This is a genomic window from Streptomyces vietnamensis (assembly GCF_000830005.1).
In the GTDB taxonomy this organism is placed as follows: domain Bacteria; phylum Actinomycetota; class Actinomycetes; order Streptomycetales; family Streptomycetaceae; genus Streptomyces; species Streptomyces vietnamensis.
Window position 1 is genome coordinate 2,999,817 of record NZ_CP010407.1, and the last position, 21,204, is coordinate 3,021,020.

At 73.5% G+C, this 21,204-nt stretch carries 15 protein-coding genes, 1 tRNA gene and 1 pseudogene; 10 read left to right on the forward strand and 7 right to left on the reverse strand.

Features of this window, described 5'->3' with window-relative positions:
- The first annotated feature begins 273 nt into the window (after positions 1 to 273).
- Positions 274 to 346: transfer RNA gene (locus SVTN_RS13335), tRNA-Arg, on the forward strand.
- Between the two features lie 367 nt (positions 347 to 713).
- Here the strand turns inward: SVTN_RS13335 and SVTN_RS13340 are convergent.
- Positions 714 to 1,055, reverse strand: a complete 342-nt coding sequence (locus SVTN_RS13340) for a hypothetical protein (RefSeq protein WP_245727531.1) — start codon at positions 1,053 to 1,055, stop codon at positions 714 to 716.
- Between the two features lie 738 nt (positions 1,056 to 1,793).
- Between SVTN_RS13340 and SVTN_RS13345 the strand changes: the two genes are divergently transcribed.
- The 3 genes from SVTN_RS13345 to SVTN_RS44255 all read left to right on the forward strand — a co-directional run bounded on the left by SVTN_RS13345 (position 1,794) and on the right by SVTN_RS44255 (position 6,391).
- Positions 1,794 to 3,404 carry a phospholipase A2 gene (locus tag SVTN_RS13345; protein ID WP_245727532.1) on the forward strand — a complete coding sequence of 537 codons (1,611 nt, stop codon included), beginning with the start codon at positions 1,794 to 1,796 and terminating at the stop codon, positions 3,402 to 3,404.
- A gap of 207 nt (positions 3,405 to 3,611) precedes the next feature.
- The gene (locus SVTN_RS13350) at positions 3,612 to 5,999 is read left to right on the forward strand and encodes a proprotein convertase P-domain-containing protein (protein WP_342669677.1); all 2,388 of its coding nucleotides are present in this window, start codon (positions 3,612 to 3,614) and stop codon (positions 5,997 to 5,999) included.
- A gap of 236 nt (positions 6,000 to 6,235) precedes the next feature.
- Positions 6,236 to 6,391 carry a hypothetical protein gene (locus tag SVTN_RS44255; RefSeq protein ID WP_159026448.1) on the forward strand — a complete coding sequence of 52 codons (156 nt, stop codon included), beginning with the start codon at positions 6,236 to 6,238 and terminating at the stop codon, positions 6,389 to 6,391.
- 13 nt (positions 6,392 to 6,404) lie between these two features.
- On the opposite strand, the gene SVTN_RS13355 is transcribed toward SVTN_RS44255, so the two are convergent.
- A complete protein-coding gene (locus SVTN_RS13355; RefSeq protein WP_052499097.1) occupies positions 6,405 to 9,482 on the reverse strand; it encodes an AfsR/SARP family transcriptional regulator in 3,078 nt (1,025 codons plus the stop codon).
- 149 nt (positions 9,483 to 9,631) lie between these two features.
- Between SVTN_RS13355 and SVTN_RS13360 the strand changes: the two genes are divergently transcribed.
- Positions 9,632 to 10,393, forward strand: a complete 762-nt coding sequence (locus SVTN_RS13360; protein ID WP_041133858.1) for an AfsR/SARP family transcriptional regulator — start codon at positions 9,632 to 9,634, stop codon at positions 10,391 to 10,393.
- 19 nt (positions 10,394 to 10,412) lie between these two features.
- Here SVTN_RS13360 and SVTN_RS13365 read toward each other — a convergent pair whose 3' ends face one another.
- The 4 genes from SVTN_RS13365 to SVTN_RS13380 all read right to left on the reverse strand — a co-directional run bounded on the left by SVTN_RS13365 (position 10,413) and on the right by SVTN_RS13380 (position 13,213).
- Complete coding sequence (locus SVTN_RS13365) at positions 10,413 to 10,991, reverse strand: hypothetical protein (protein WP_041129290.1); 579 nt, start codon at positions 10,989 to 10,991, stop codon at positions 10,413 to 10,415.
- Positions 10,992 to 11,116: 125 nt separating this feature from the next.
- The gene (locus tag SVTN_RS13370; protein WP_245727533.1) at positions 11,117 to 11,380 is read right to left on the reverse strand and encodes a hypothetical protein; all 264 of its coding nucleotides are present in this window, start codon (positions 11,378 to 11,380) and stop codon (positions 11,117 to 11,119) included.
- Between the two features lie 395 nt (positions 11,381 to 11,775).
- Positions 11,776 to 12,348: a dihydrofolate reductase family protein gene (locus tag SVTN_RS13375; protein ID WP_041129292.1), complete on the reverse strand. Its 573-nt coding sequence runs from the start codon at positions 12,346 to 12,348 to the stop codon at positions 11,776 to 11,778.
- A 193-nt stretch (positions 12,349 to 12,541) separates the two neighbouring features.
- Positions 12,542 to 13,213, reverse strand: a complete 672-nt coding sequence (locus SVTN_RS13380; RefSeq protein ID WP_041129293.1) for an ArsR/SmtB family transcription factor — start codon at positions 13,211 to 13,213, stop codon at positions 12,542 to 12,544.
- A 97-nt stretch (positions 13,214 to 13,310) separates the two neighbouring features.
- On the opposite strand from SVTN_RS13380, the gene SVTN_RS13385 reads away from it, so the two are divergent.
- The 4 genes and pseudogenes from SVTN_RS13385 to SVTN_RS45500 all read left to right on the forward strand — a co-directional run.
- Positions 13,311 to 14,690, forward strand: coding sequence for an MBL fold metallo-hydrolase (locus tag SVTN_RS13385; RefSeq protein WP_041129294.1), 1,380 nt, complete (start codon positions 13,311 to 13,313; stop codon positions 14,688 to 14,690).
- Positions 14,687 to 15,943 (forward strand): MFS transporter, encoded by a 1,257-nt coding sequence (locus SVTN_RS13390; protein WP_041129295.1) that lies wholly within the window; start codon positions 14,687 to 14,689, stop codon positions 15,941 to 15,943. Before SVTN_RS13385 ends, SVTN_RS13390 begins: the two co-directional genes overlap by 4 nt.
- A 233-nt stretch (positions 15,944 to 16,176) precedes the next feature.
- Positions 16,177 to 16,848 carry a DUF4097 family beta strand repeat-containing protein gene (locus SVTN_RS13395; protein WP_041129296.1) on the forward strand — a complete coding sequence of 224 codons (672 nt, stop codon included), beginning with the start codon at positions 16,177 to 16,179 and terminating at the stop codon, positions 16,846 to 16,848.
- Positions 16,849 to 16,896: 48 nt separating this feature from the next.
- Positions 16,897 to 17,757 (forward strand): annotated as a pseudogene (locus SVTN_RS45500) (PhzF family phenazine biosynthesis protein); the annotation flags it as partial.
- A gap of 7 nt (positions 17,758 to 17,764) precedes the next feature.
- On the opposite strand, the gene SVTN_RS13405 reads toward SVTN_RS45500, so the two are convergent.
- Complete coding sequence (locus tag SVTN_RS13405) at positions 17,765 to 19,537, reverse strand: IucA/IucC family protein (protein WP_063782254.1); 1,773 nt, start codon at positions 19,535 to 19,537, stop codon at positions 17,765 to 17,767.
- A 73-nt stretch (positions 19,538 to 19,610) separates the two neighbouring features.
- On the opposite strand from SVTN_RS13405, the gene SVTN_RS13410 reads away from it, so the two are divergent.
- Positions 19,611 to 21,182 (forward strand): IucA/IucC family protein, encoded by a 1,572-nt coding sequence (locus SVTN_RS13410; protein ID WP_041129298.1) that lies wholly within the window; start codon positions 19,611 to 19,613, stop codon positions 21,180 to 21,182.
- Positions 21,183 to 21,204: the final 22 nt, after the last annotated feature.

Genomic DNA, 21,204 nt, shown 5'->3' on the forward strand with positions numbered 1-21,204 from the left:
TATGAGTGTTTTTGAAGCGTATGGGGGCCCTGCGCGCCGAAGAGAAGGGTGGCCACCGGAAGGTCGGGCATAACGAGTGCACAACACCCGCCCCGAGTGGCGCGAAAAGCGCTGCGCGAATCGCACCTGCCTGCGATTATCGGTTCGCTTCACCGAACCTCCACATCGTGCCACGCAGGTGAAGCAACCGGGCCAAGGCGATCGGAGCCCTATCCTTGTCCCGGCAGGCACACCCCACCCACCAGGGGCTCCTGGCCACACGGCCACCACCCGGCCCCCGTAGCTCAGTGGATAGAGCAGGTGCCTTCTAAGCACTTGGCCGCAGGTTCGAGTCCTGCCGGGGGCGCAAGATCCAAGACCCTCCTTCGGGAGGGTCTTTTTGCTGGTCAGAGGTGGTTTTCAGTCGGGGTGCGAGCGTGCCGGGGCAAGGGCTCCGGGTGGCTTGATCTGTCCGGCTGCAACCGGCCAGAGGCGGCCTCCGGCGGCCGTGCGGAGGCCGCCGGACGGCCTCGGCGGAGCGCCCGCCCGCTTTCAGTGAGCGCGCCCCGGTGTCCTGGAGCTCCGAGGACTCGGCCGGACGGACGGGCAAGGCGTGAGGCCTCACGCTCGGCGGAGCCACTTCTCACCGTTCCGGTGGGGCCACCGGAGGCCCTCGCGGAGACTCACCGCACTCTGAGCGCCCGTGGCTTCGGGCCGATCACCCGAGCCGGTGGTCACCGATTCCGGTCTCCAGGCGTGAACCGACCGGTCGCGGGGGCCACGCACTTGTCGACGACGGTCTCCTCGCCGGCCGCCGAGCCCTCCAGGCAGAGCCGCCCGCCCTTCTCACGCAGGTCGAGGAAGAACCGCGTGGTCGCACCGGACTGCTTCAGGTCGTGGATGCGCTCGTCGACGTAGCCGAGGTCGTTCAGGATCGTCCTGACCTTCGTGGGGGTGGGATCCGTCAGATCCCAGAGGGCCCCGGCTATGCGCTCCTCGTGAAGGTTGCCGGCGCACCAGTCACGCGCGTTCAGCTCCACTTCCGGTCCCGCCGTGGGCGTGATCGGCACGACCATGTCGTCCGGTACTTCCTCGCCGGGTGGTGCCGGTGCTGGTGTCGGCGGCGCCACGGGCGGGGCGCCCGGAGGGGGGCACGACCGCTCGATGTGCTCCTGTATCTCCGCGAGGGTCGGATCAGGCTGCCTGCTCTCCACAGCCTCCGCGCGCACGGCCCGTTCTCCGCCGGTGGTCGCCTTCTCGGTGCCGCACGCACCAAGTGCCAGCACAGCCAAGGCTGTCATGGCCAGAGTGAGTCGCGGTCGGCGCGAGGAGCCGGCGAACATGCGGGCCGAGGCAGGGATTCGTCTCATGTGCACAGCCTCTGATCAAGCCGGCCCCCTGCGCGTGAGTACGCATACTCACGTGGGCAGGGAGGGACACTCAACCCCGATGAGACGCAACCGAGTTTCAGCGAGCCACGCGAGGCCCCGGCCGCCCGCCGGGGCCTTTGCTGTCCAGAAGCGATCAGCGAGGGGCTGTATCCACTGGTCAGGCCGTACTTGGCACCTGGTTCGCCGCTCGCCGACGGCACCGCACCCTGACCGCGTACGGGTCGTCCGCGGGCGTCACCGTACGGGCAACCGAGTGCCATCGGAGCGGCATCGGGGAGGGCGATGGCGGAGGCATAACGGATCGAAGGGGCGGGTTCCTAGGTTTCTCGTTGCCGGCCGAGAACGACCGGTTCGAACAGGCGAGACAGGGGCCGGCCGCGAAGGTCTGGACCGTATGCCGCCGGTGACCCGAAGGAACCGAACGTGCGAAAAATCGCGCTGCCCGCAGTGGCGGCAGTGTCACTGGCCCTGCTGCTCCCGCAGTCGGCCGTCGCCGAGGACATCCCCTCCCCGGCGCTGGACACCGGTGAGACCCAGCTGATCGGCCCGGGCATGTACCAGTCGTCCGACGACAGCTTCCAGATATCCGAGAACGACGTCTCGTACGGCCTGATGAGCCGTACGCACACGGTGGACGGGAGCGGGCCGGGCGTCGCCCAGGCCCAGGACGCCCCGGCCACCCGCGCCGACCTCGGGGTCTTCGGTCCGAGCTGGGAGGCCGAGTTCGTCGGCGGCCAGCTGAACCGCAAGCTGGTCCCCGGCTCCGGTTCGATCACCACCACCGACCTGGACACCGCCGAGTCCGTCCGCTACAACCTCACCGACTCCGTGGCCGGCGCCAACGGCGGCAGCATCAACACCTACAAGGCGTCCGACGGCTCCACGCTGGTGGAGAACGTGCAGTGGGACGACCTCGCGGGCGTACTGAAGACCACGATCACCGAGACGCTCAACATCGACCTCACCCAGGTCGCCTCCGGTGACGACGTGCCGGTGGACTCCACCGGCGCCCCGATCGCGGCCGCCTCCCTCAAGCCGTCCTACACCTGGAAGCAGGTCGGCGGCGGCGGCGACAACTGGCGGGTGACGGCGGTCGGCAACACCGCCTTCAAGCAGACGACGGTCAGCTACGACAGCACCGGCCGCGTCTCCACCGTCAAGGACCCGGCTCGCGCCGACGTCCCCGCGCAGACCGTGAAGGTCAACTACGCGACCGCCACCACGGCCTCCGGCCAGACCCTCGGCGACGTCGCGGGCCAGGTCAAGGACATCACCGTCACCGTCGGCCAGACCGTGTCGACCCTGGCCCGCTACTCGTACGACGGCTCCGGCCTGCTCCGCAAGGTCGTCGACCCGGCGTCCGGCAGCCAGCTCAACACCTACAGCTACGACGCCTCGGACCGGGTCGTCGCCGCCTCCGCCGAGGACGGCGCCTCCTGGCAGCTCACCTACTCCGGTGACGCGGCCGCCCCGCAGTCGGTGGAGACCACCGGCATCCGCCCCGAGGGCGGCAGCGCCGTCCAGGGCGCCCCGAGCCTGGCCCAGGCGGAGGGCGTCGCCCCGGCCTCCGAGGACTTCGCCGGCGGTGAGATCACCTCCGCGCAGGCCTACCCGAGCTACTGCTCCCGCCCCGAGACGTGGATGTGGTACCAGTACAGCGGCTGCGCGACCAAGGTCGCCCACTACGGCTGGCACAACCCGAGCTGGAAGAAGACCCCGACCGGCGCCTGGGTCATGGGCATCTTCGAGGACCACTGCACCAGCGCCTCCGACAAGCCCAACGGCTGGGACTTCCGTACCGCCTGTGACTCGCACGACTACGGCTACGGCACCATCGGCAACACCTACAAGGGCTACCGCTACTACCTGGACCGCAACAAGGGCATCGCCACCGACGTGGCCTTCTACAACATGCTCTACTACAACACCTGCCCGGCGTACTTCTGGAAGAGCGCCTGCCGGTCCACCGCGTACGCCTACTACGTCGGTGTCTTCTACGGCGGCCACCCCAAGAACGGCGCCGACGCCACCTGACGGGTCGTGAGACGCAGGGGAACCGGGCAGACGAACAGCCGACGCTGCTGCCCGGTCCCCGCCCCGGGGCCTGACCACACGGCCCCGCCCCCTTGAACTTCCAGCCCCGAACTCGCGGGCTTCATCAGCGAGTCACCCCCTCCCCTCCCCCGCTTCCTTCTACCGCCGCGGCACCGCCCGCTCGGTGCCTACTCCCTGGAGCCTGTCGTGAAGAGATCTGCTGTGGCCGTCGCGATGGCCTCGGGCCTGCTGCTCGGTGCACTGCCGGCGGGCCTGGTGCCCCTGGTCGGGGTGGCCCCGGCGGCCGCCGCCGACGAGGTCCCGGTGGACCCGGCGCTGGAGACCGGGACCGCGGGCGGCGGCACGGTCCGGGTGAACGTGGTGACCCAGACCCGCTCCGACGTGGCCACGGCCGCCGCGGCGGGGGAGACGGAAGTGGCGTACGAGCGGCTGCCGATGGTCACCCTGACGGTGGACCAGGCGGGCCTCGCCGAACTCCGCTCCAACCCGGACGTGGTGAGCGTGACGGAGGACGTCCCCGTCCCCGCGATGCTGGACGAGTCGACCGTCAAGATCGGCGCGGACAAGGCCTTCGCCGCCGGCGCCACCGGGGCGGGCACCGCGGTCGCGGTGATCGACACCGGTGTCGCGAAGAACCACCCGTTCCTGGGCGGCCGGGTGACGGCCGAGGCCTGCTTCTCGGTGAACGACGAGAGCTACGGCGCGACCAGCCTCTGCCCGAACGGCGAGGCCTCGCAGGAGGGCGCCGGCAGCGCCGACGCCGACACCGGCGCCTGCGCGGAACTGGGCGCGGCCTGCTCCCACGGCACCCACGTGGCGGGCATAGCCGCCGGCAACGGCACCGGCCTGAGCGGCGCCCCCAAGCGCGGAGTGGCCCCGGGCGCGAACATCGTGGCGATGCAGGTGTTCTCCCGCTTCGACTCCGACGACTACTGCGGCGCGGGCAACAGCCCCTGCGTGCTGAGCTTCACCAGCTCGCAGATCAAGGCGCTGGAGAAGGTGTACGCACTGAAGCAGTCCGGCATGGACATCGTCGCGGCCAACATGTCGCTGGGCGCCGGCCGCTGGACCACGGCCTGCGACACCGACCCCCGGAAGTCCGTGATCGACAGCCTGTACTCGGTGGGCGTGGCGACGGTCGTCGCGGCCGGCAACAACGGGTACGGCGACGCGGTCAACGCCCCCGGCTGCGTCCCGTCGGCGGTGACGGTCGGCGCGACGACCGACGACGACCAGGTGGCCTCGTTCAGCAACCGCGGCCCGCTCCTTGACGTGATGGCACCCGGCACCGCCGTGGTGTCCTCGGTCCCGGGCAACGGCTACGCGGCGAAGAACGGCACCTCGATGGCGGCCCCGCACGTGACGGGAGCCCTGGCGGTACTGCGCCAGAAGTACCCGACGGAGAGCATCGCGAACCTGGTGGCGAAGCTGGGCACCACCGGCACGCCGATCACGTACACCGGTGCCGTCACCCCCCGCATCGACGTCGGCAAGGCCGTCCTCGGCACGGTCGCCCCGGAGCCGGCCCCGGCCGCCCGGCCGCGTCCCTCCCAGGTCTTCGACGACACCGACCGGATCATCCCGGACCCGGGCACCCTGGAGGCCCCGCTGACCGTCACCGGGGTTCCGGGCAACGCGCCCAAGGCGCTCCGGGTCGAGCTGGAGGGCAGGCACGACTGGCGCGGTGACCTCAAGATCGACCTGATCGGCCCCGACGGGCGGCTGTACCGCCTGAAGTCCACCTCCGCCACCGAGACGGGCGGCGCGCTCGGCTCCTTCACCGTCGACGCCTCCGCCTCCCCCGCCTCCGGCACCTGGAAGCTGCAGATCACGGACGCCTCCGCCGGCGGCAAGGGCACCCTCCTCGGCTGGTCGCTGAACTTCCCCACCCCCTTCGCCATGACCGGCAACCTCAGCGTCCCGGACGGCGGATCGGTCACCTCCGACCTCACGGTGGACGGCATCGGCGGCAAGGCCCCGGCCGCCCTCCAGGTCGCGGTGGACATCACCCACGAGTGGCGCGGCGACGTCCGGATCGACCTGCTCTCCCCGGACGGCCGGACCTACCCGCTGCGTGCGACCTCCACCGCCGCCACCGAGAACGGCGGGGTGCTCCGCGAGACCTACCGGGTGGACGCCTCCGCCTCCCCGGCGGACGGCAAGTGGACGCTGAAGGTCTCCGACCCGTCCCCCGGCTCCGTCGGCACCCTCAACGCCTGGTCGATGACGTTCCCCTCGTACGAAGTGCAGACCCCGCACACGGTCCCGGACCCGGGCACCATCGAGGTCCCGGTCACCGTCACCGGCATCGCGGGCAACGCGCCGAAGAACCTCCAGGTGTACCTGCACGCCACCCACGAGTGGCGCGGTGACCTGGACGTTCACCTGGTCGCCCCCGACGGCAAGGTGTACCTGGTCAAGGAGTCCGTGGAGGAAGAGGGCGACGGCGTGATCCAGCAGATCTACACGGTGGACGCCTCCGCCTCCCCGGCGAGCGGGGTGTGGAAGCTCCGGGTCGAGGACATCTCGGCCGGCTCCTCCGGCACGCTCGACCACTGGACCCTGAAGTTCTGACCGGTCCCGCCCGGACCACTCCGAACCACTCCCGCACGCGCGGCCCCCGGCTTCCCCCGCTGGGGGCCGCGCCCTTTTCCGCAGGTCGGAGGGGCAAGGAGAGGGAAGGGATAACGGGTCGATAAGGACTCGAAGTCCCCTTCCCCTAACTTCTGTCGATGTCAGAGCGAGTCGCCCGGGGAACGGACCGGCAAGGGGCCGGAGTCCGGTGGGCGAGGGTGAGAGGACGTGGGGACATGGGGAACGGACGTCTGGTCAAGGCGGTTGTGGCGGTCGCGGCGGTCATCACGGGTGTCGCTCTGGCAGCCGGTACCGCGGTGGCCGATGGGACGACGGTGACGGCCGCGGCCGGTGGGACGACGATGGTCGTGCAGACCGAGCCCTGGGACTGAACGGCGGCCCGGATCAGGCCTCCTGCGGGAGCTCCGCGCCCGGTGCCCGCGCCTCCTCGAGTTCGACGCGGAGCAGGTGCAGGCGGCCCATGAGGACGGTGCTTCCGGTCTCCTCGGCCAGGGCGAGCGCGGCGGTGAGGTCCTCGTCGGCCCGGTCGGCGCGGCCGGCCCGCAGGCGGGCCTCGGCCAGGCCAAGCAGGACGTAGGCCATGCCCAGCCGGTCGTGCTTGGCGCGGACGATTCCGGCCGCCTCGGTCAGGGCCTCCTCCGCCTCCGGCAGCCGCCCGGCCGCCAGCAGGGCCCGCCCCAGCCGGTGGAAGGCCTGGGCCGCGCCCCGGGTCGCGCCCAGCCCCCGGGCCAGCGCGACCGCCTCCCGGCCGAGGCGTACGGCCTCCTCCGGGTCCCCCGCGTCCAGGGCGATCTGGGCGAGGTTGTTGAGCGCGTGGGCCTGCGCGGAGAGGTCCCCGGCGGCCCGCAGCGCGGGCAGCGCCCCGTCCAGGAGTGCGCGTGCCGCGCCGGCGTCGCCCCGCTGGCGGACCACGACGGCCAGCTTGCAGGCGTTCAGCGCGGCCCCGTAGACCTCGCCGCCGGCCCGCAGTACGCCGTCCGCCTCCTCCAGGAGCCGGACCGAGGCCTCCGACTCGCCCCGGTAGAGCAGGGCGGCGCCCAGCTCACCGAGCATCACGCCCTCGCCCTGCCGGTCCCCGGCGGCCCGGGAGGCCGCCAGGCCCTCCTCGCAGAGGCGGCGCCAGTCGTCGGTGTTGCTGCGGATCTCGCAGAAGCCGACGGTGGAGGCGGCCAGGTCCCAGGCGAGCGCGGCGAGGCCGAGGCGGGCGGACTGGGTGACGGCCGCCACCAGGCAGTGGCGTTCGGAGTCGAACCAGTCCAGCGGGCGGGCCAGCAGGTCGTCCAGGAGGTCCCGGTCGACGTGCGGGCGGGGGGCCGGGCCGTGCACCACGGAGTGGTCGCCGCCGTACTCGCGGCGGTGGGCGGCCTCGGCGACGGTCAGCCAGCTGTGCAGCGCCCGGTCCCGGGCCGCCTCGGCGGCCGGGCGGTCGGGGTCCTCCTGGGCGCGTTCGCGCGCGTAGAGGCGGAGCAGGCTCTGGAAGCGGTAGCGGTACTGGCCGGTGGCGTCCGGGCCGGAGACCTCCAGGAGGTGGGCGTCGGTGAGTTCGTCCAGGTACTGCTCGGCGGTCTCCACCGGGCAGTCCAGGAGGGCGGCGACGGCCCAGGCCGGCACGTCGGGGACGTCCAGCAGGGAGAGCCGCCGGTACACGGAGGCGAGGCGCGGCGACAGGCAGCCGTGGCTCAGCTCGAAGCTGGCCCGGACCCGGCTCCCGCCGAGGCTGAGCTCGTCCAGACGGCGGTGCTCGTCGGCGAGCCGGTCGGCGAGACGGCGCACGGTCCAGTGCGGGCGGGTGGCCAGCCGGGCGGCGGCGATGCAGAGGGCGAGCGGCAGCCCGTCGCAGAGTTCGGCCAGCCGGGCCGTCTGCGTGCGGGAGGCGGCCGTACGGCCGCCGGTGACGATCCGGTCGAGCAGGGCGGTGGAGTCGGCCCGGTCCAGTACCCCCAGCGGCACCCGCACGGCGCCGTGCCGCAGCACCAGCTCCTCCATGCTCTCCCGGCTGGTGACGACCACACAGCAGCCGCCGTTGGCCGGCAGCAGCGGGGCGACCTGCGCGAACGAGGAGGCGTCGTCCAGGACGACGAGGACCCGGCGGCCGCGCAGCAGCCTGCGGTAGAGCGAGATCCGGGACGCCTCGTCGTCGGGCAGCCGGTCGCCGGGCGCGCCGAGCGAGCGCAGCAGGCGGCCCAGGACCTCGCCGGGGGCGGCCGGGGCGGAGCCCAGGTCCACATGGAGGCAGCCGTCCGGGAAGGAGGCGGCCGCGCGGTGCGACCAGTGCACGGCCAGCGCGGTCTTGCCGATCCCGGCCACCCCGGTGACCAGGGCGACCCGGGGCGGCTCGCCGTCGGGGCGACCGTCGAGGAGGGCGTCGAGAACCTCGGTCTCGGCGGTGCGGCCGGTGAAGGAGGGGATGTTCGGGGGGAGGTCGGACGGGGCGAGGGGCGCGGAGATGGGCGGGGCGGGGCGGTGGCCGGCGGGGGCGGGGGCCCCGCCCGGGGAGTCCGCGGGCGAGGCCCCCTGCTGCTCCTCCGGCTCCTCGGCCGTAACGGGTGCGACAGCCGAGGCGGACACGGCAGATGCGACAGGTGAGACACCCGCGACGGGCTCGGCAGGTGCGACGGCCGCGACGGACACGGCAGGTGCGACGGCCACGACAGGCTCGGCAGGTGCGATGGCCGCGACGGGCTCGGGGACGGTCGGCGGGGCCGCGATGGCCGGGTCCTCGCAGAGGACCGCGTTGTGCAGCTCCCGCAGTGCGGTGCCGGGTTCGAGCCCCAGCTCGTCGATGCTCAGCTGGTGCCCGGTGCGGAAGGTCTCCAGGGCGTCGGCGCGGTGGCCGGAGCGGTACTGGGCGAGCATCAGCGAGTGCCGGGTGCGCTCCCGCAGCGGGTGCTCCCTGACCAGGGCGGCCAGTTCGGCGGTGAGCTCCTGGTGGCGGCCCAGGGCGAGCCGCAGTTCGGCGTGGCCGTCCAGCGCGGTCAGCCGCTGCTCCTCCAGCCAGCATGCCTCCTGTTCCAGCGCGTAACCGGTCACGCCGTCCAGGGCGGGGCCCCGCCACAGGGCGAGGGCCCGCCGGTAGGCGTCGGCGGCCTCCGCCGGGCGGCCGGAGCCCGCCAGCGCGGAGGCCTGCCCGGTCAGCGAGAGGAAGTCCACGAGGTCGAGTCCGTGGCCCTCGGTGTCGAGCCGGTACCCGGGGTGGGAGGTGACGATGACCTCGCCGTCGACGCCCGCCTCCCGGAACAGCTTGCGCAGCTGGGCGACGCAGATGGAGATCTGGGTCCGGGCTGTGGGCGGCGGCGAACCGTCCCAGACGGTCTCGGCGAGCTCCTCCACCGAGACCGTGCGGCCGTGCCGCAGCAGGAGCAGGGCCAGCACCGCACGCTGACGGGCCCCGCCGAGCCGGATCTCCCGGTCCTCGCAGGTCAGCCGGAGTGTCCCGAGCAGACCGAACCGTATCGACGCCAACCCGGGCCCCCCTCCCTGAAAGTTGTCATGATCATAAGGTCTGGGACACGGGTCCGACAGAGGGAACGGGCCCGCCCGAGTCGGCGGTCCGGACCGCCGATAAGCGGCCGATACCGGGAGGATGAGCCGTCCGCCTACGGTCGCTCCCCATGACGCCCTTCCTGGAGACAGCACTGCTCGGACCGGTCCGCATCCGGGCCGCGTCGGGGGACGCGGAGAACGCCCTGGGCGGCGCGAAGCCCCGCACGGTCCTCGCCGCACTGCTGCTCGCCGAGGGACGGGTCGTCCCCGACAGCCGCCTGATCCGAGCCCTGTGGGGCGAGCGTCCCCCGGCCCGCTCCGTCGCCCAGCTGCACACCTACGCCTCCCGGCTGCGCGCCCCGCTCGACGGGGCCGCCCGGCTCGAACGGGTGGGACGCGGCTACCGCCTGTCGGCCGCCCCCGGACAACTGACCTGCGATCACCGCCTGTTCGCGGAGCGTGCCGCGCTCGGCGGCACGCTGCTGCGGCAGGGGGACGCGCGACGGGCCGCCGCCGTCCTGCGTTCGGCGCTCGACCTCTGGCAGGGCGAGGCCCTGGCCGACACCACCGAGCAACTGGCCCAGGAGGAGCGCCCCTGGCTGGAGGAGGCCCGGCTGACGGCCCTGGAGGACCGGGCCGAGGCGGAGCTCGCCACCGGGCTCCCGCACGGCCTGCTCGCCGAACTGACCGGGCTGGTGGCCCGGTACCCGCTGCGGGAGCGGTTCCGCTGCCTGCTGATGACCGCCCAGTGCCGTGCGGGCCAGCCCGCGGCGGCCCTGCTCCAGTTCCACTCCGGCCGGGAACTGCTCGCCGACCGGCTGGGCGTCGGCCCCGGCCCGCTGCTCACCCGCACCTTCCAGCAGGCCCTGGCGGGTGAACTCGCCGCCTGAGCCGGGCTATTGGTGACCCTCAGGAGGCGAGCAGGGCGAGCGCGGCCGTGACGTCCGGCACGCATGAAGGGCCTTCCAGTGCCGTCAGGACGGTGTCCACGGCCTCGTACGTCCACTCCCGGCAGCTCTCCCCGCCCGCCCGCCACAGCCAGAGGAGGGCGGCCCCGGCGTAGCAGAGCGCGTACCGGGCGGCGAGCCGCCCGGCGGCGGGACCCCCGGGGAGGTCCCCCCGCTCGGCAAGCTCCCAGTGCAGCCGGTCGGCGGCCCCGGTGAGCCGGTCCGTGCGGGAGGCCATCGCGCTCCCCGCCGACTCCCGGCTCAGCGCGGGCAGGGACTGCACCAGGACGCAGCCGCGCCCGTCGTCCGCCCCGGCGGCCGGGCCCGGGGCGGCCGTCTCCCCGGGGAGTCCGGCCGCCGCGCGGAACAGGGCCCCGCCGTCGGTCCGCTCGCCCGCGAAACCGCGCACCAGCTGCGGGGTCCGCTCCAGGAGGGCGGCGGGCGGTCCCTCGAGCACGGCGGAGGTCACCGCGGCCTGGCCGGGCAGCAGCCGTAAGGTGCCCGCGGCGTAGTCGAGTACGGCGTCCCGTGCTGTCCCCATGCTCGCTCCTCTCCACCGGGCCCCGGGGTGCGGGGTCGAAGGACCAGCGTCGCGGAGGCGACTGCACGGGTTCTGTATTTTTTCCGTATCCCTACCTTTTGCTGGTCGGGGGTGGTTTCGAGCTCTCAGACACCCGGGGCAGGGATGAAGCTCGGCCACCACGGGGGCACGCCGCCGGGGCACGGAGGGGTGGCGGTGCCCTCCCAGAAGATCGAGACGGCGCACCAGGCGACACCCAGGAGCGTCACCGCGAGGGCAAGGGCATGGAGGAGGGGGCGGTTCCCGAGGAGGGCACCCACCGCGGCCCAGGCCAGCAGCAGGGCCGTCCAGAGGCCCGGGACGAACAGCCAGAGCAGGAAGCCGCCGTTGGCCGCGTTGTTCACTCCCACGTCACAGGCGTTCCACGACCTGCCCAGAAGCATGGCAGTGGACACCGCGAGAACCAGCGCCACCGCCGCCCCGAGACCTCCGTGCAGCCGTCGACTTCCCACAGACCCCCCGTTCGCCGCCTGCGACGGAAGCACCGGAGCCGCACCGCTCGTCGACCGGCGCATCCGCCCTGTCCGCCGGCACCGGCCGACCGGGGATCGGACACCTCTTGATCCTCCCGCGGTCCCGGATCCGTTGTGCGGCGTCCTCGTGCCAGTCCCACAGCCGGAACGTGGCCCGGCCATGGCCGCATCCCGGTCGGCGTGGACGAGGTGGTGGTCGGCGGCGGGTCGATCGTAGGAACGCGCGGCGGGTGGGGCCTCGGGCATGGTCTCCGGACTCCGGTGAGCCGTCGTCAGCGGACGACGTCGAAGACCTGCTTCTGCAGGCCGTTGGCGTAGGCCTCGTGCTCCACCAGCTTCAGCTTCTGGGTGTCCTTGTCCGTGGCGCTGAAGAGCCGCTTGCCCGCGCCGAGCAGGAGCGGGAAGACGAGCAGGTGGTAGCGGTCGATCAGGCCGGCGTCCGAGAGGGCCTGGTTCAGGGAGGCGCTGCCGTGGACGATGATCGGTCCGCCCTCGGTCTCCTTCAGCGCGGCGACCTCGTCGAGCGAGCGCAGGATCGTCGTCTCGCCCCAGTTCGACACCAGGTCGCCTTCGGCGAGGGTGGTGGAGACGACGTACTTCGGCATCGCCTTGTAGTCGGCGAAGTCCTCCATGTCGGGCCACACCGGGCTGAACGCCTCGTAGCTGGTCCGGCCCATCAGCATCGCGGCCGCTTCCTTCTGCTCACGGCCCTTGATCTCGAACGCCTCGGGAAGGAACTCGACGTCCTTGAAGGTCCACCCGGAGTTGCGGTAGCCGGGCTCGCCGCCCGGGGCCTCCACGACGCCGTCGAGCGAGATGAAGGCGGTGCTGATCAGAGTGCGCATCTGGGGTTCCTCGGTGTCTCGTGTCGGGTTCTCGGTGGATCCGGTCCGGTGCGCCAAGGACCCGAACTCGCGGTCCCTGCGCACCAGTCATGATCTCTGACTGCGACTCGCGGAGAAACTCATCGGTCGTCGCCGTCGTCGAACTCCGAGCCGCCAGGATCCGTCGGTCCCGTCGAGAAGTCAGGTCGAGGGGTCAGCCGGTCCCGGTGTCCACGGGCATCTCGGCCAGGCGCCATTCGAGCATGCCGTCGTTGAGCCGGATCGCGCGGCGCCCGTGGCCGGTCAGCAGGCGCACGGCGTCGTAGGCGAGCACGCAGTACTCGCCGCGGCAGTACACGACGGCCTCGGTGTCCTCGGGCAGTTCGTCGATGCGGTCGGCGAGTTCGTCGACGGGGATGGAGATCGCGCCGGGGATGTGTCCGGCGAGGTACTCCTCCACCGGCCGCACGTCCAGCACCACCACGTCCCCGGCTTCGACGCGGGCCCGCAGCTCCTCGTGGGTGATCTCCGCGGCGCCGTCCTCGCCGAGGTGGGCGTCGCGGGCCGCGGGCACGGCCGCCCGGTGGTTCTCGGCGACCTTGCGCAGCAGCGCGAACAGCCGGGCGACGTCCTGGCCGGCGAGCCGGTAGTGGATGCGTACGCCTTCCCGGCGGGTGGCGACGAGACCGGCCCGCTTGAGCGTCTGCAGGTGCGCCGAGGCGGTCGTCAGGTTCAGCCCGGCCGCCTTCGCGAGCGCGTCCACGGTGCGCTCGCCCTGGGCGAGCAGATCGAGCAGCTCCAGCCGCTTTCCGCTGGCCAGCGCCTTGCCGCTGGCCGCGAACGCGTCGTAGAGCTCCGCCTTCGAGCCGGTGGTGGTCTTCACCATGCCATCCTCCATGAATCCATGGAATATTGTAAGTGAGGCCGGGACGGGTGCGGTGACCCCGTCCCCTCGGCCCCGCAGTCGATCCTGGGAGGACCCCGTGGGCTTCGCCGACGACCATCTGATTCCGCTGGTCGACGAGGGTCTCGGCAACAGCGCCTATCTCGTCGACCTGGGCGACGGCCGCGCCCTGGCCGTCGACGCCGCCCGCGACCTGCGGACCCTGCGCGCCGCCGCCGAGCGGCGCGGCCTGACCGTCGCGTACGCGGCCGACACGCACCTGCACGCCGACTTCCTCTCCGGGGCCGTACAGCTCGGCCACGACCACGGCGCCACGCTGCTGGCGTCCGCCGCCGGACACCGCGCCTTCGCGCACCGGGGCCTGGCCGACGAGGACGAGGTCGACCTCGGCGGGCTGACCCTGCGGGCCCTGGCCACCCCCGGGCACACCGACGAGCACCTCTCCTTCCTGCTCCTCGACGACGGCCGGGAGCTGGGCGTGTTCACGGGCGGCTCGCTGATCGTGGACTCCGCCGCCCGCACCGATCTCCTCGGCGCCGACCGGACCGAGGAGCTGGCCCGCGCCCAGTACCGCTCCCTCCAGCGCCTGACGCGGCTGCCGGACGCGACCGCCGTGTGGCCCACCCACGGCGCCGGCTCGTTCTGCTCCGCCCCTCCCGGCAGCGAGCGCACCACCACCATCGGCGCGCAGAAGCAGACCAACCCGCTGCTCGCCGCACCCGACGAGGACGCGTTCACCGCGCGGCTGACCGGCAGCCTGGGCAGCTACCCCGCCTACTTCGACCGGCTCGCCGAGGCCAACCGTCGCGGTCCCGCCGTTCTCGCCGCCACCCCGCTGCTGCCCGTCCTCACCCCCGGGCAGGTCGGTTCGCTGCTCGCCGACGGCGGATACGTCGTCGACGTCCGCCCGGCGGCGGACTACGCCGCCGGCCACATCCACGGCTCCCTCTCCATCCCGCTCCGCGACCAGTTCGCCACCTGGCTGGGCTGGCTCCTGCCCGACACCGCGCCGATCGCCTTCGTCACCGGCGACGACCAGGACCTCGGCGAGATCGTCTGGCAGGCGTACAAGATCGGTTACGAGCGGCTCGCGGGCCGCCTCGCCGGCGGCATGCCCGGCTGGCTCGCCGACGGCAACCCCCAGACCGCCACCCCGTTCGTCGCGGCCGACCGCGCCGGAGACCGCCCCTACCTCGACGTACGCCAGGAAGCGGAGTTCGCCGCCGGCCACGTGCCCGGCGCCACGCACATCGAACTCGGCAGCCTCGCCGCCCGGGCCGCCGGCGCCCCCGGCGGGGCGGTCGTGGCCTGCCGGCACGGCGAGCGCGCCATGACCGCCGCCAGCCTCCTGGAACGCGCCGGCCACACCGACATCACCGTCCTCGACGGCGGACCCGACCAGTACGCCGCAGCCCGGGGACAGCAGCTCGTCCGGGGCGGGGAGACCACCCACCCGTGAACGCCACCACCGCCTCCGGGCGTCCCGTACGGCTCGGACTGCGGGAGAACCGGCTGCAGTTCACCCTGCTCGTCATCGTCAACGTCTGCGTCGGCGGCCTCGTCGGGCTCGAACGCACCACCGTCCCGCTCATCGGCACCGAAACCTTCGGACTGACCAGCGACCTGGCCGTCTTCTCCTTCATCATCGCCTTCGGCCTCACCAAGGCCCTCACCAACCTCGCCGCCGGCGCGCTCACGGCGCGCTTCCGCCGCAAGCAACTGCTCGTCGCGGGCTGGCTGATCGGCGTCCCCGTCCCCTTCGCCCTCGCGTACGCGCCCTCCTGGGGCTGGATCGTCGCCGCCAACGTCCTGCTCGGCCTCAACCAGGGCCTGACCTGGTCGATGACCGTCAACATGAAGATCGACCTCGTCGGGCCCGCCCGCAGGGGCCTGGCCACCGGCCTGAACGAGGCCGCCGGCTACACCGCCGTCGGCGCCACCGCCCTCCTCACCGGCTACCTCGCCACCGCCTACGGCCTGCGCCCCGTTCCCGAACTCATCGGCGTCGTCTTCGTCGTCGCCGGGCTCGCCCTGGCCCTCGTCGTCCGCGACACCGCCGCCCACGTCGCCCTCGAACTCGCCCAGCACCCCGAGCCCCTGCCCGCCGGCGGGGACACGGGCCTGACCGCCACGTTCATCCGCACCTCCTGGCGCGACCGCTCGCTGCGCGGCGCCAGCCAGGCCGGCCTCGTCAACAACCTCAACGACGGCCTGACCTGGGGCGTCTTCCCCCTCCTGTTCACCGACCACGGCCTGGGCCTCGCCGCCGTCGGCCTCATCAAGGGCCTCTACCCGATCCTGTGGGGCATCGGCCAGATACCCACCGGCCACCTCGCCGACCGCATCGGCCGCAAACCCCTCATCGTCACCGGCATGCTCGTCCAGGCCGCCGGATTCCTCCTCGCCCTCGCCCTGCTCGACCGGCCCCTGCTCGCGGGCGTCCTCTCCGCCGTCGCCCTCGGCATCGGCACCGCCATGGTCTACCCGGCCCTCATCGCCTCCGTCTCCGACCACGCCCACCCCGCCTGGCGCGCCAACGCCCTCGGCACCTACCGCTTCTGGCGGGACATCGGCTACGCCGCCGGAGCCCTGGTCGCCGGCGTCCTCGCCGACGCCTTCGGCCTCGACGCCACCGTCATCGCCGCCGCCGCCCTCACCGCGGCCTCGGGCCTCCTCGCCGCCCGCTGGATCACCGACCGCGCGAGGGAGTGACCACCCGCACCCGTGGGCGGGCGCACGGGGTCGGCCGATACGCCATAGCGTTCAGCTTCAATCGATTGCAACGAGTAGGGTGCCGTGCGTTGCATTAGCTTCACTACTGTTGCAATGAAATCCCGGGCTCTACCTGCACTTATGTCGATTCCTCGCAACGACAGCGTTGCCATACTCATGAATGCAACGTAGCTTTTCCTTCATCGGAAACGACGAGTCCAAGGAGAAGCACCATGCAGACGTTCGCCACCACCGCCCCCGTCTCCGCCGTCCTCGACATCCCCGCGGGGCGCATCCGGTTCATCGCCGCCGACCGGACCGACACCACGGTCGAGGTCCTGCCCGCCGACGCCTCCAGGAGCCGCGACGTGAAGGCGGCCGAGCAGACCGGGGTCTCCTTCGGGGACGGTGTGCTGCGGATCGCGGCCCCCGCGGCGAAGAACCAGTACTTCGGTCCCTCCGGGGCCGTCGAGGTCACCGTCCAGCTGCCCGCCGGTTCCCGGGTCGAAGCGAAGGCGGCTGCCGCCGAACTGCGCGGTGTCGGGCGGCTCGGCGACGTCACGTTCGAGGGCGCGCAGGCCACCGTGAAGCTCGACGAGACCGCGAGCGCCCGCCTCACCCTGCAGGCCGGCGACATCACAGTCGGGCGTCTCGGCGGCGACGCCGAGATCAGGACCCAGAAGGGCGATCTCCGGGTCGGCGAGGCCCTGCGCGGCACCGTCGTGCTGCGTACCGAAGCCGGCGAGATCAACGTCGGCGCCGCCCGCGGCGTCTCCGCCTCCCTCGACGCCGGCACCGCCTACGGCCGGATCCGCAACTCCCTCCAGAACGCCGGGGGTTCCGCCGCCGGCCTCAGCATCCGGGCCACCACCTCGTACGGCGACATCACCGCCCGCAGCCTCTGACGGCCCGCTGTTGGCGGAGGCTGCCGACGGGGTACGGACACGCGTGTGATGCTTGACGGAGAGTCGGCCGTGACGGTCGTACGCGCGTGCTTGCGGGACAACAGGGACGACAGGGACGACAGGGACGACAGGGACGACAGGGACGACAGCAGGAGCGGTCCTAGCGGTCCAGACGGCGGGGACAGTCGGGGCGGGAGTCCCACCGCCGTCCTTGACGACGGGCCCTTCGGCGAGGACGAGCGGCGGCGGGTGCCCGGGGCGACGGGGACCTCGCACGCCGTCTTCGTCTCGGCGGAGCCCGAGCAGCGGGACGGCCGCCCCGCCTTCTCCCTCCGGTTCTTCACCTCCGAGGGGGAGTTGCCGTCGTGCGGGCACGGCACGCTCGCCGCCCTGGGGTACCTCGCCGCGCGGGCGGGCGGTGACGCGTGCCGGGTCTCCCTCCGGACGGCGGGGCGTACGTTCCCCGGCTGGGCCGTACGGAAGGGGCCGTACGCCCGCGTCGGCTTCGCGTACGGGCCCGTGGAGCTGCGCGAGCCGACCGGCGGCGAGTCCGCGCTCGTCCTGCCCGCCCTCGGCCTCGCCCCGGACGCGCTCGGGGAGGGGGTGCGCGTCGCCTCGGTCGGGCGGCCGCGGCTCCTCGTCCCGGTGGCCTCGCGGTCCGAACTCGCCGCGCTGGCCCCGGACGTGGAACGGCTCCGCGCCGCCTGCGACCGCCTCGGGCTCCTGGGCTGTTACGTGTACTCCGCGCCGACGCCCTCGGGGCGGGTCGCGGCCCGCATGTTCGCCCCGTCGATCGGCGTCCCCGAGGACATCGCCAACGCCAACAGCACGGCCTGCCTCGCCGCCCACCTGGCCGGCCGGGGCGTCGACCGGATCGCGGTCGACATGGGGGACTCCCTCGGCAGTCCCGCCACCATCAGCGCCACGACCCGGGCCGGGGCGTCCGGTCCTGAGGTACGTCTGGGCGGTGACGTCCTGGTCGGACAGGCCCCAGGGGGTTCGGGAGCGGGATCCACGCGTCACGGTCCACGCCCCGCAGGCGCATCAGGGTGAGGCCCTTGACCCGGAGTTCCGGGGCGAGGAGGGCCGCGCGGTCGGCCCGGTTCTCGGGGGTCGCGGGGAGCTCGTCGTAGGCGCGGTGGGCCGCGGCGGCGACGACGTCCCAGAGCCGGTCCTCCTCCTTCCGGTCGCGTTCGGCAAGGGCGGCGAGGGCGGAGACCAGGGTCCCGAACGTCGTGCCGAAGAGGTGGCCGAAAAGCATCGTGCGGAGCACGTCCGGGTCGTCGTCGATCACCCGCCCGCCGACGGGAGCCGCGTCGAAGCCGTGCCGGGCGAGGCGGCTCGGGCTCAGCCTCACGTCGGCGAGGTCCCGGTAGACGAGCCGGCGGGGGCGGGCGTGCGCGTCGAGCACGACCAGGAGGTTCTGCCCGTGGGCGGCGGGCGCGACGCCCCGGCTCAGGAGGCGGACGAGCGGCGGCACCGCGAGGCCGGCGAAGGCGGCCAGCCAGTCGGCGCCCGCGTCCGGAGCCCCGGCGGACGCCAGGAGCGTCCGGATCAGGGGCGGTCCGTCTCCGGCGGGGCGGGCGGCGAGCGCCGCCACCGGCACGACCGTCTCCCCCGGGCGCAGCCGCGCGGCGGCGGACGGTGACTCGCGGAGCAGGACGGCGAGGTCGGCGCTGGGCTCCCCGCGTACGAGCGCGGAGGCGCCGGCGAGGTTGCGGGTGATCGTCAGTGTGCCGGCCGGGTCGGCCACGACCTGCGCGAGGAGCGCGGAGAGCGGCGCGCTGTTCTCGACGCCGCTCGCCGAGATGTCGCGGATCGCGCTGGTCATCCGCGTGGTCAGCGCCGTCTTCAGGTGCGGTCCGCCGTCGAGCGGGGCGAGGGTCCGTACGCTCATCAGCGGCCGGGCGGGGATCGCTCCGGTGGCGTACGGCTCGTGTCCGAGGCCCGGCAGGACGTGCGCGCTCTGCCAGGGGTGCACGGGCAGCAGCAGCCGGTCGCCGTCCCGCAGCCGGTCCGGCCACTCCCCCGCGACGAGGCACCGGTCGGCCGGGACCGCCACCAGGTCGAGGTCGACGACGGGGCGGTGCTCGGGCGCGTACGCGAGCTGCTCGGCCACCGAGAGGCCGGGGCGGCTGCGGCAGCAGGGGTGGTACGGGTGCCCGTCGACGACGCTCTGCTCGACGTACGGGAGGGAACGGGCGTCCTCCGGCCGGTAGGTCGCCCCCGCCCGGGACAGCGCCAGGGAGGCGACGCCGTGGCCGAGTTCGGCGACGAGGGCCTCGGCGCCCGGCAGGCCGAGCGCGGCGAGGAGGGCGGCCGGGTGGTCGTGGGCGCGGCCGTCGAGCCGTACGGTCGTGTCCTCGCCGGGGACCACCAGGTCGTACGGGCGCCGGGGCGGCCCGCTCAGGACCCGCCCGTCGGCGAGCACCACCCGGCCGGCGTGCGCGTCACGCTCCGCGACCCCCGGCAGCGGCTCGTGGAGCAGCGCGCGCCACAGCCGGCCGAGGACCGCCGCCCGCGCCGGGGGCAGTTCCTCGCGGTAGGCGGCGAGGAGCCCGGGGGCCACGGCCGCCAGTTCGGTGGCGAAGTCGTCCTCGGGGGCGAAAGCTGGGGGTGGGGCGGCGGCCGCCTCGGGGGCGCGCGGTGGCTGCCGTACGCCCGTGTCGTGATCCGGAGCGAAGTGCATGAAGGCTCACTACCCTGCGCAGGATGTCCCTACCGGTGGAAGACCCGCCGGAGAACGGGGGGAAGGCGCTGTCGTGAGTGAAGCCAAGGACCGGGCCGACGCCCTGTCGGCCACCGCCCTCCTCAACTGTCTGATCCGGGAGGTGGCCCGGCCCGAGCCCCGCCCGGGCGCGGACCACGCCGTCCACCGGCTCCCGGCGACCGGCCGTCTCCTTCGGGTACGGGCGGGCCGCAGGCCCGCCGAACCCTGTGTCCGCACCGACGGCGGCTGGCTCCCGCTGACCTTCGAGGCCCTCGTGGCGCTGACCGCCGACGAGCTCGGCCGGCACACCGGCGTCACCAACAGGACCGTCGTCGGCGAGATGACCGACAGCCGGGACGTCATCGCGGCGCTGCAGGACGCGCGCGCCGCCGCGTGCCCGCCGGAGGACCCGTACCTGCGGTCGGAGCAGGCGCTGCTCGCCGGGCACCGGTACCACCCGGCGCCCAAGGCGCGCGGGGCGGGCGCCCCGGAGAGCTGGCTGCCGTACGCGCCGGAGGCGTACGCCCGGTTCCCGCTGGAGCTCCTCGGCGTCCGGGCCGACGTCGTCGCGGAGGACGGGGACCTGTCGCTCCTGGAGGTGCTGGGGACGGCGGGGCCCGACGGCTATGTGGTTCTCCCCATTCACCCCTGGGAGCTGGACCTGCTGCACGAAAGCGGGCTGCCCGCGTTCCGTGACGGGCGGCTGCTCCGGCTCGGTGCGAGTGCGCCGCAGGCGGGGCCGGCCGTGCCGACCTCCTCCATACGGACGGTGTACCTGCCGGAGGCCGACCTCTTCTGCAAGCTCAGCCTGGACGTGCAGATCACCAACGGGAACCGCCGTCTGGAGCTGCGCGACCTCCTCTGGCTGCGGACGATCGGCGAGCTCCTCGCGCCGGTCTTCGACCCCCTCCCCACGGCGAGCTTCCTCGCCGACCGGGGCTACCGCACCGCCGACCTCGGCGGGCAGCACGCCTACGAGGGCTTCGCGGTGATCGCCCGCGAGGGCCTGCGTCCGCATCTGCTGCCCGGGGTGACGCCGCTGCTCGCGGCGGGCATCGGCGAGGGCTTCCCCGGGAACCCGCTCGACGGGCTGACCCCGGAGCGGGCCCTCGTCTGGTGGCAGCGCTACCTCGACCGGCTCGTACCACCGGTGCTGCACGCCTGGCGGGCGCACGGCCTGGTCCTGGAGTGCCATCTGCAGAACGTCCTCGTCGGCGTGGACGCCGCCGGCCTCCCGGCGCAGGTGGTCTTCCGCGACCACGAGGGGATACGGATCGTCGCCGAGCGGCACCGCGCGCTCCTGGACCGGTACGCGTCACGGGGGCCCGCCCCGGTCCTGGACGCGGCGCACGGCTGGGAGCGGCTGGCGTACTGCCTGGTGACGAACAACCTCTCCGAGATCGCCGGCGCCCTCACCGACCGCCACCCGGAGCTCGCCGGCGAACTGTGGCCCCGGGCGCGGGAGGTCTTCGCCGGGTACGCGGCGGAGCACGGCGGCCCGGCGGAGATCACCGCCCTGCTCGCCTCGCCCCACGTCCCCGCGAAGACCAACCTGCTGCTGCGCTGGCTCGACGTGGACGGGGCCGACGCCCGGTACACGCCGATGGCCAACCCGCTGTACTGAGGGCCCGCTGTACCGAGGACGA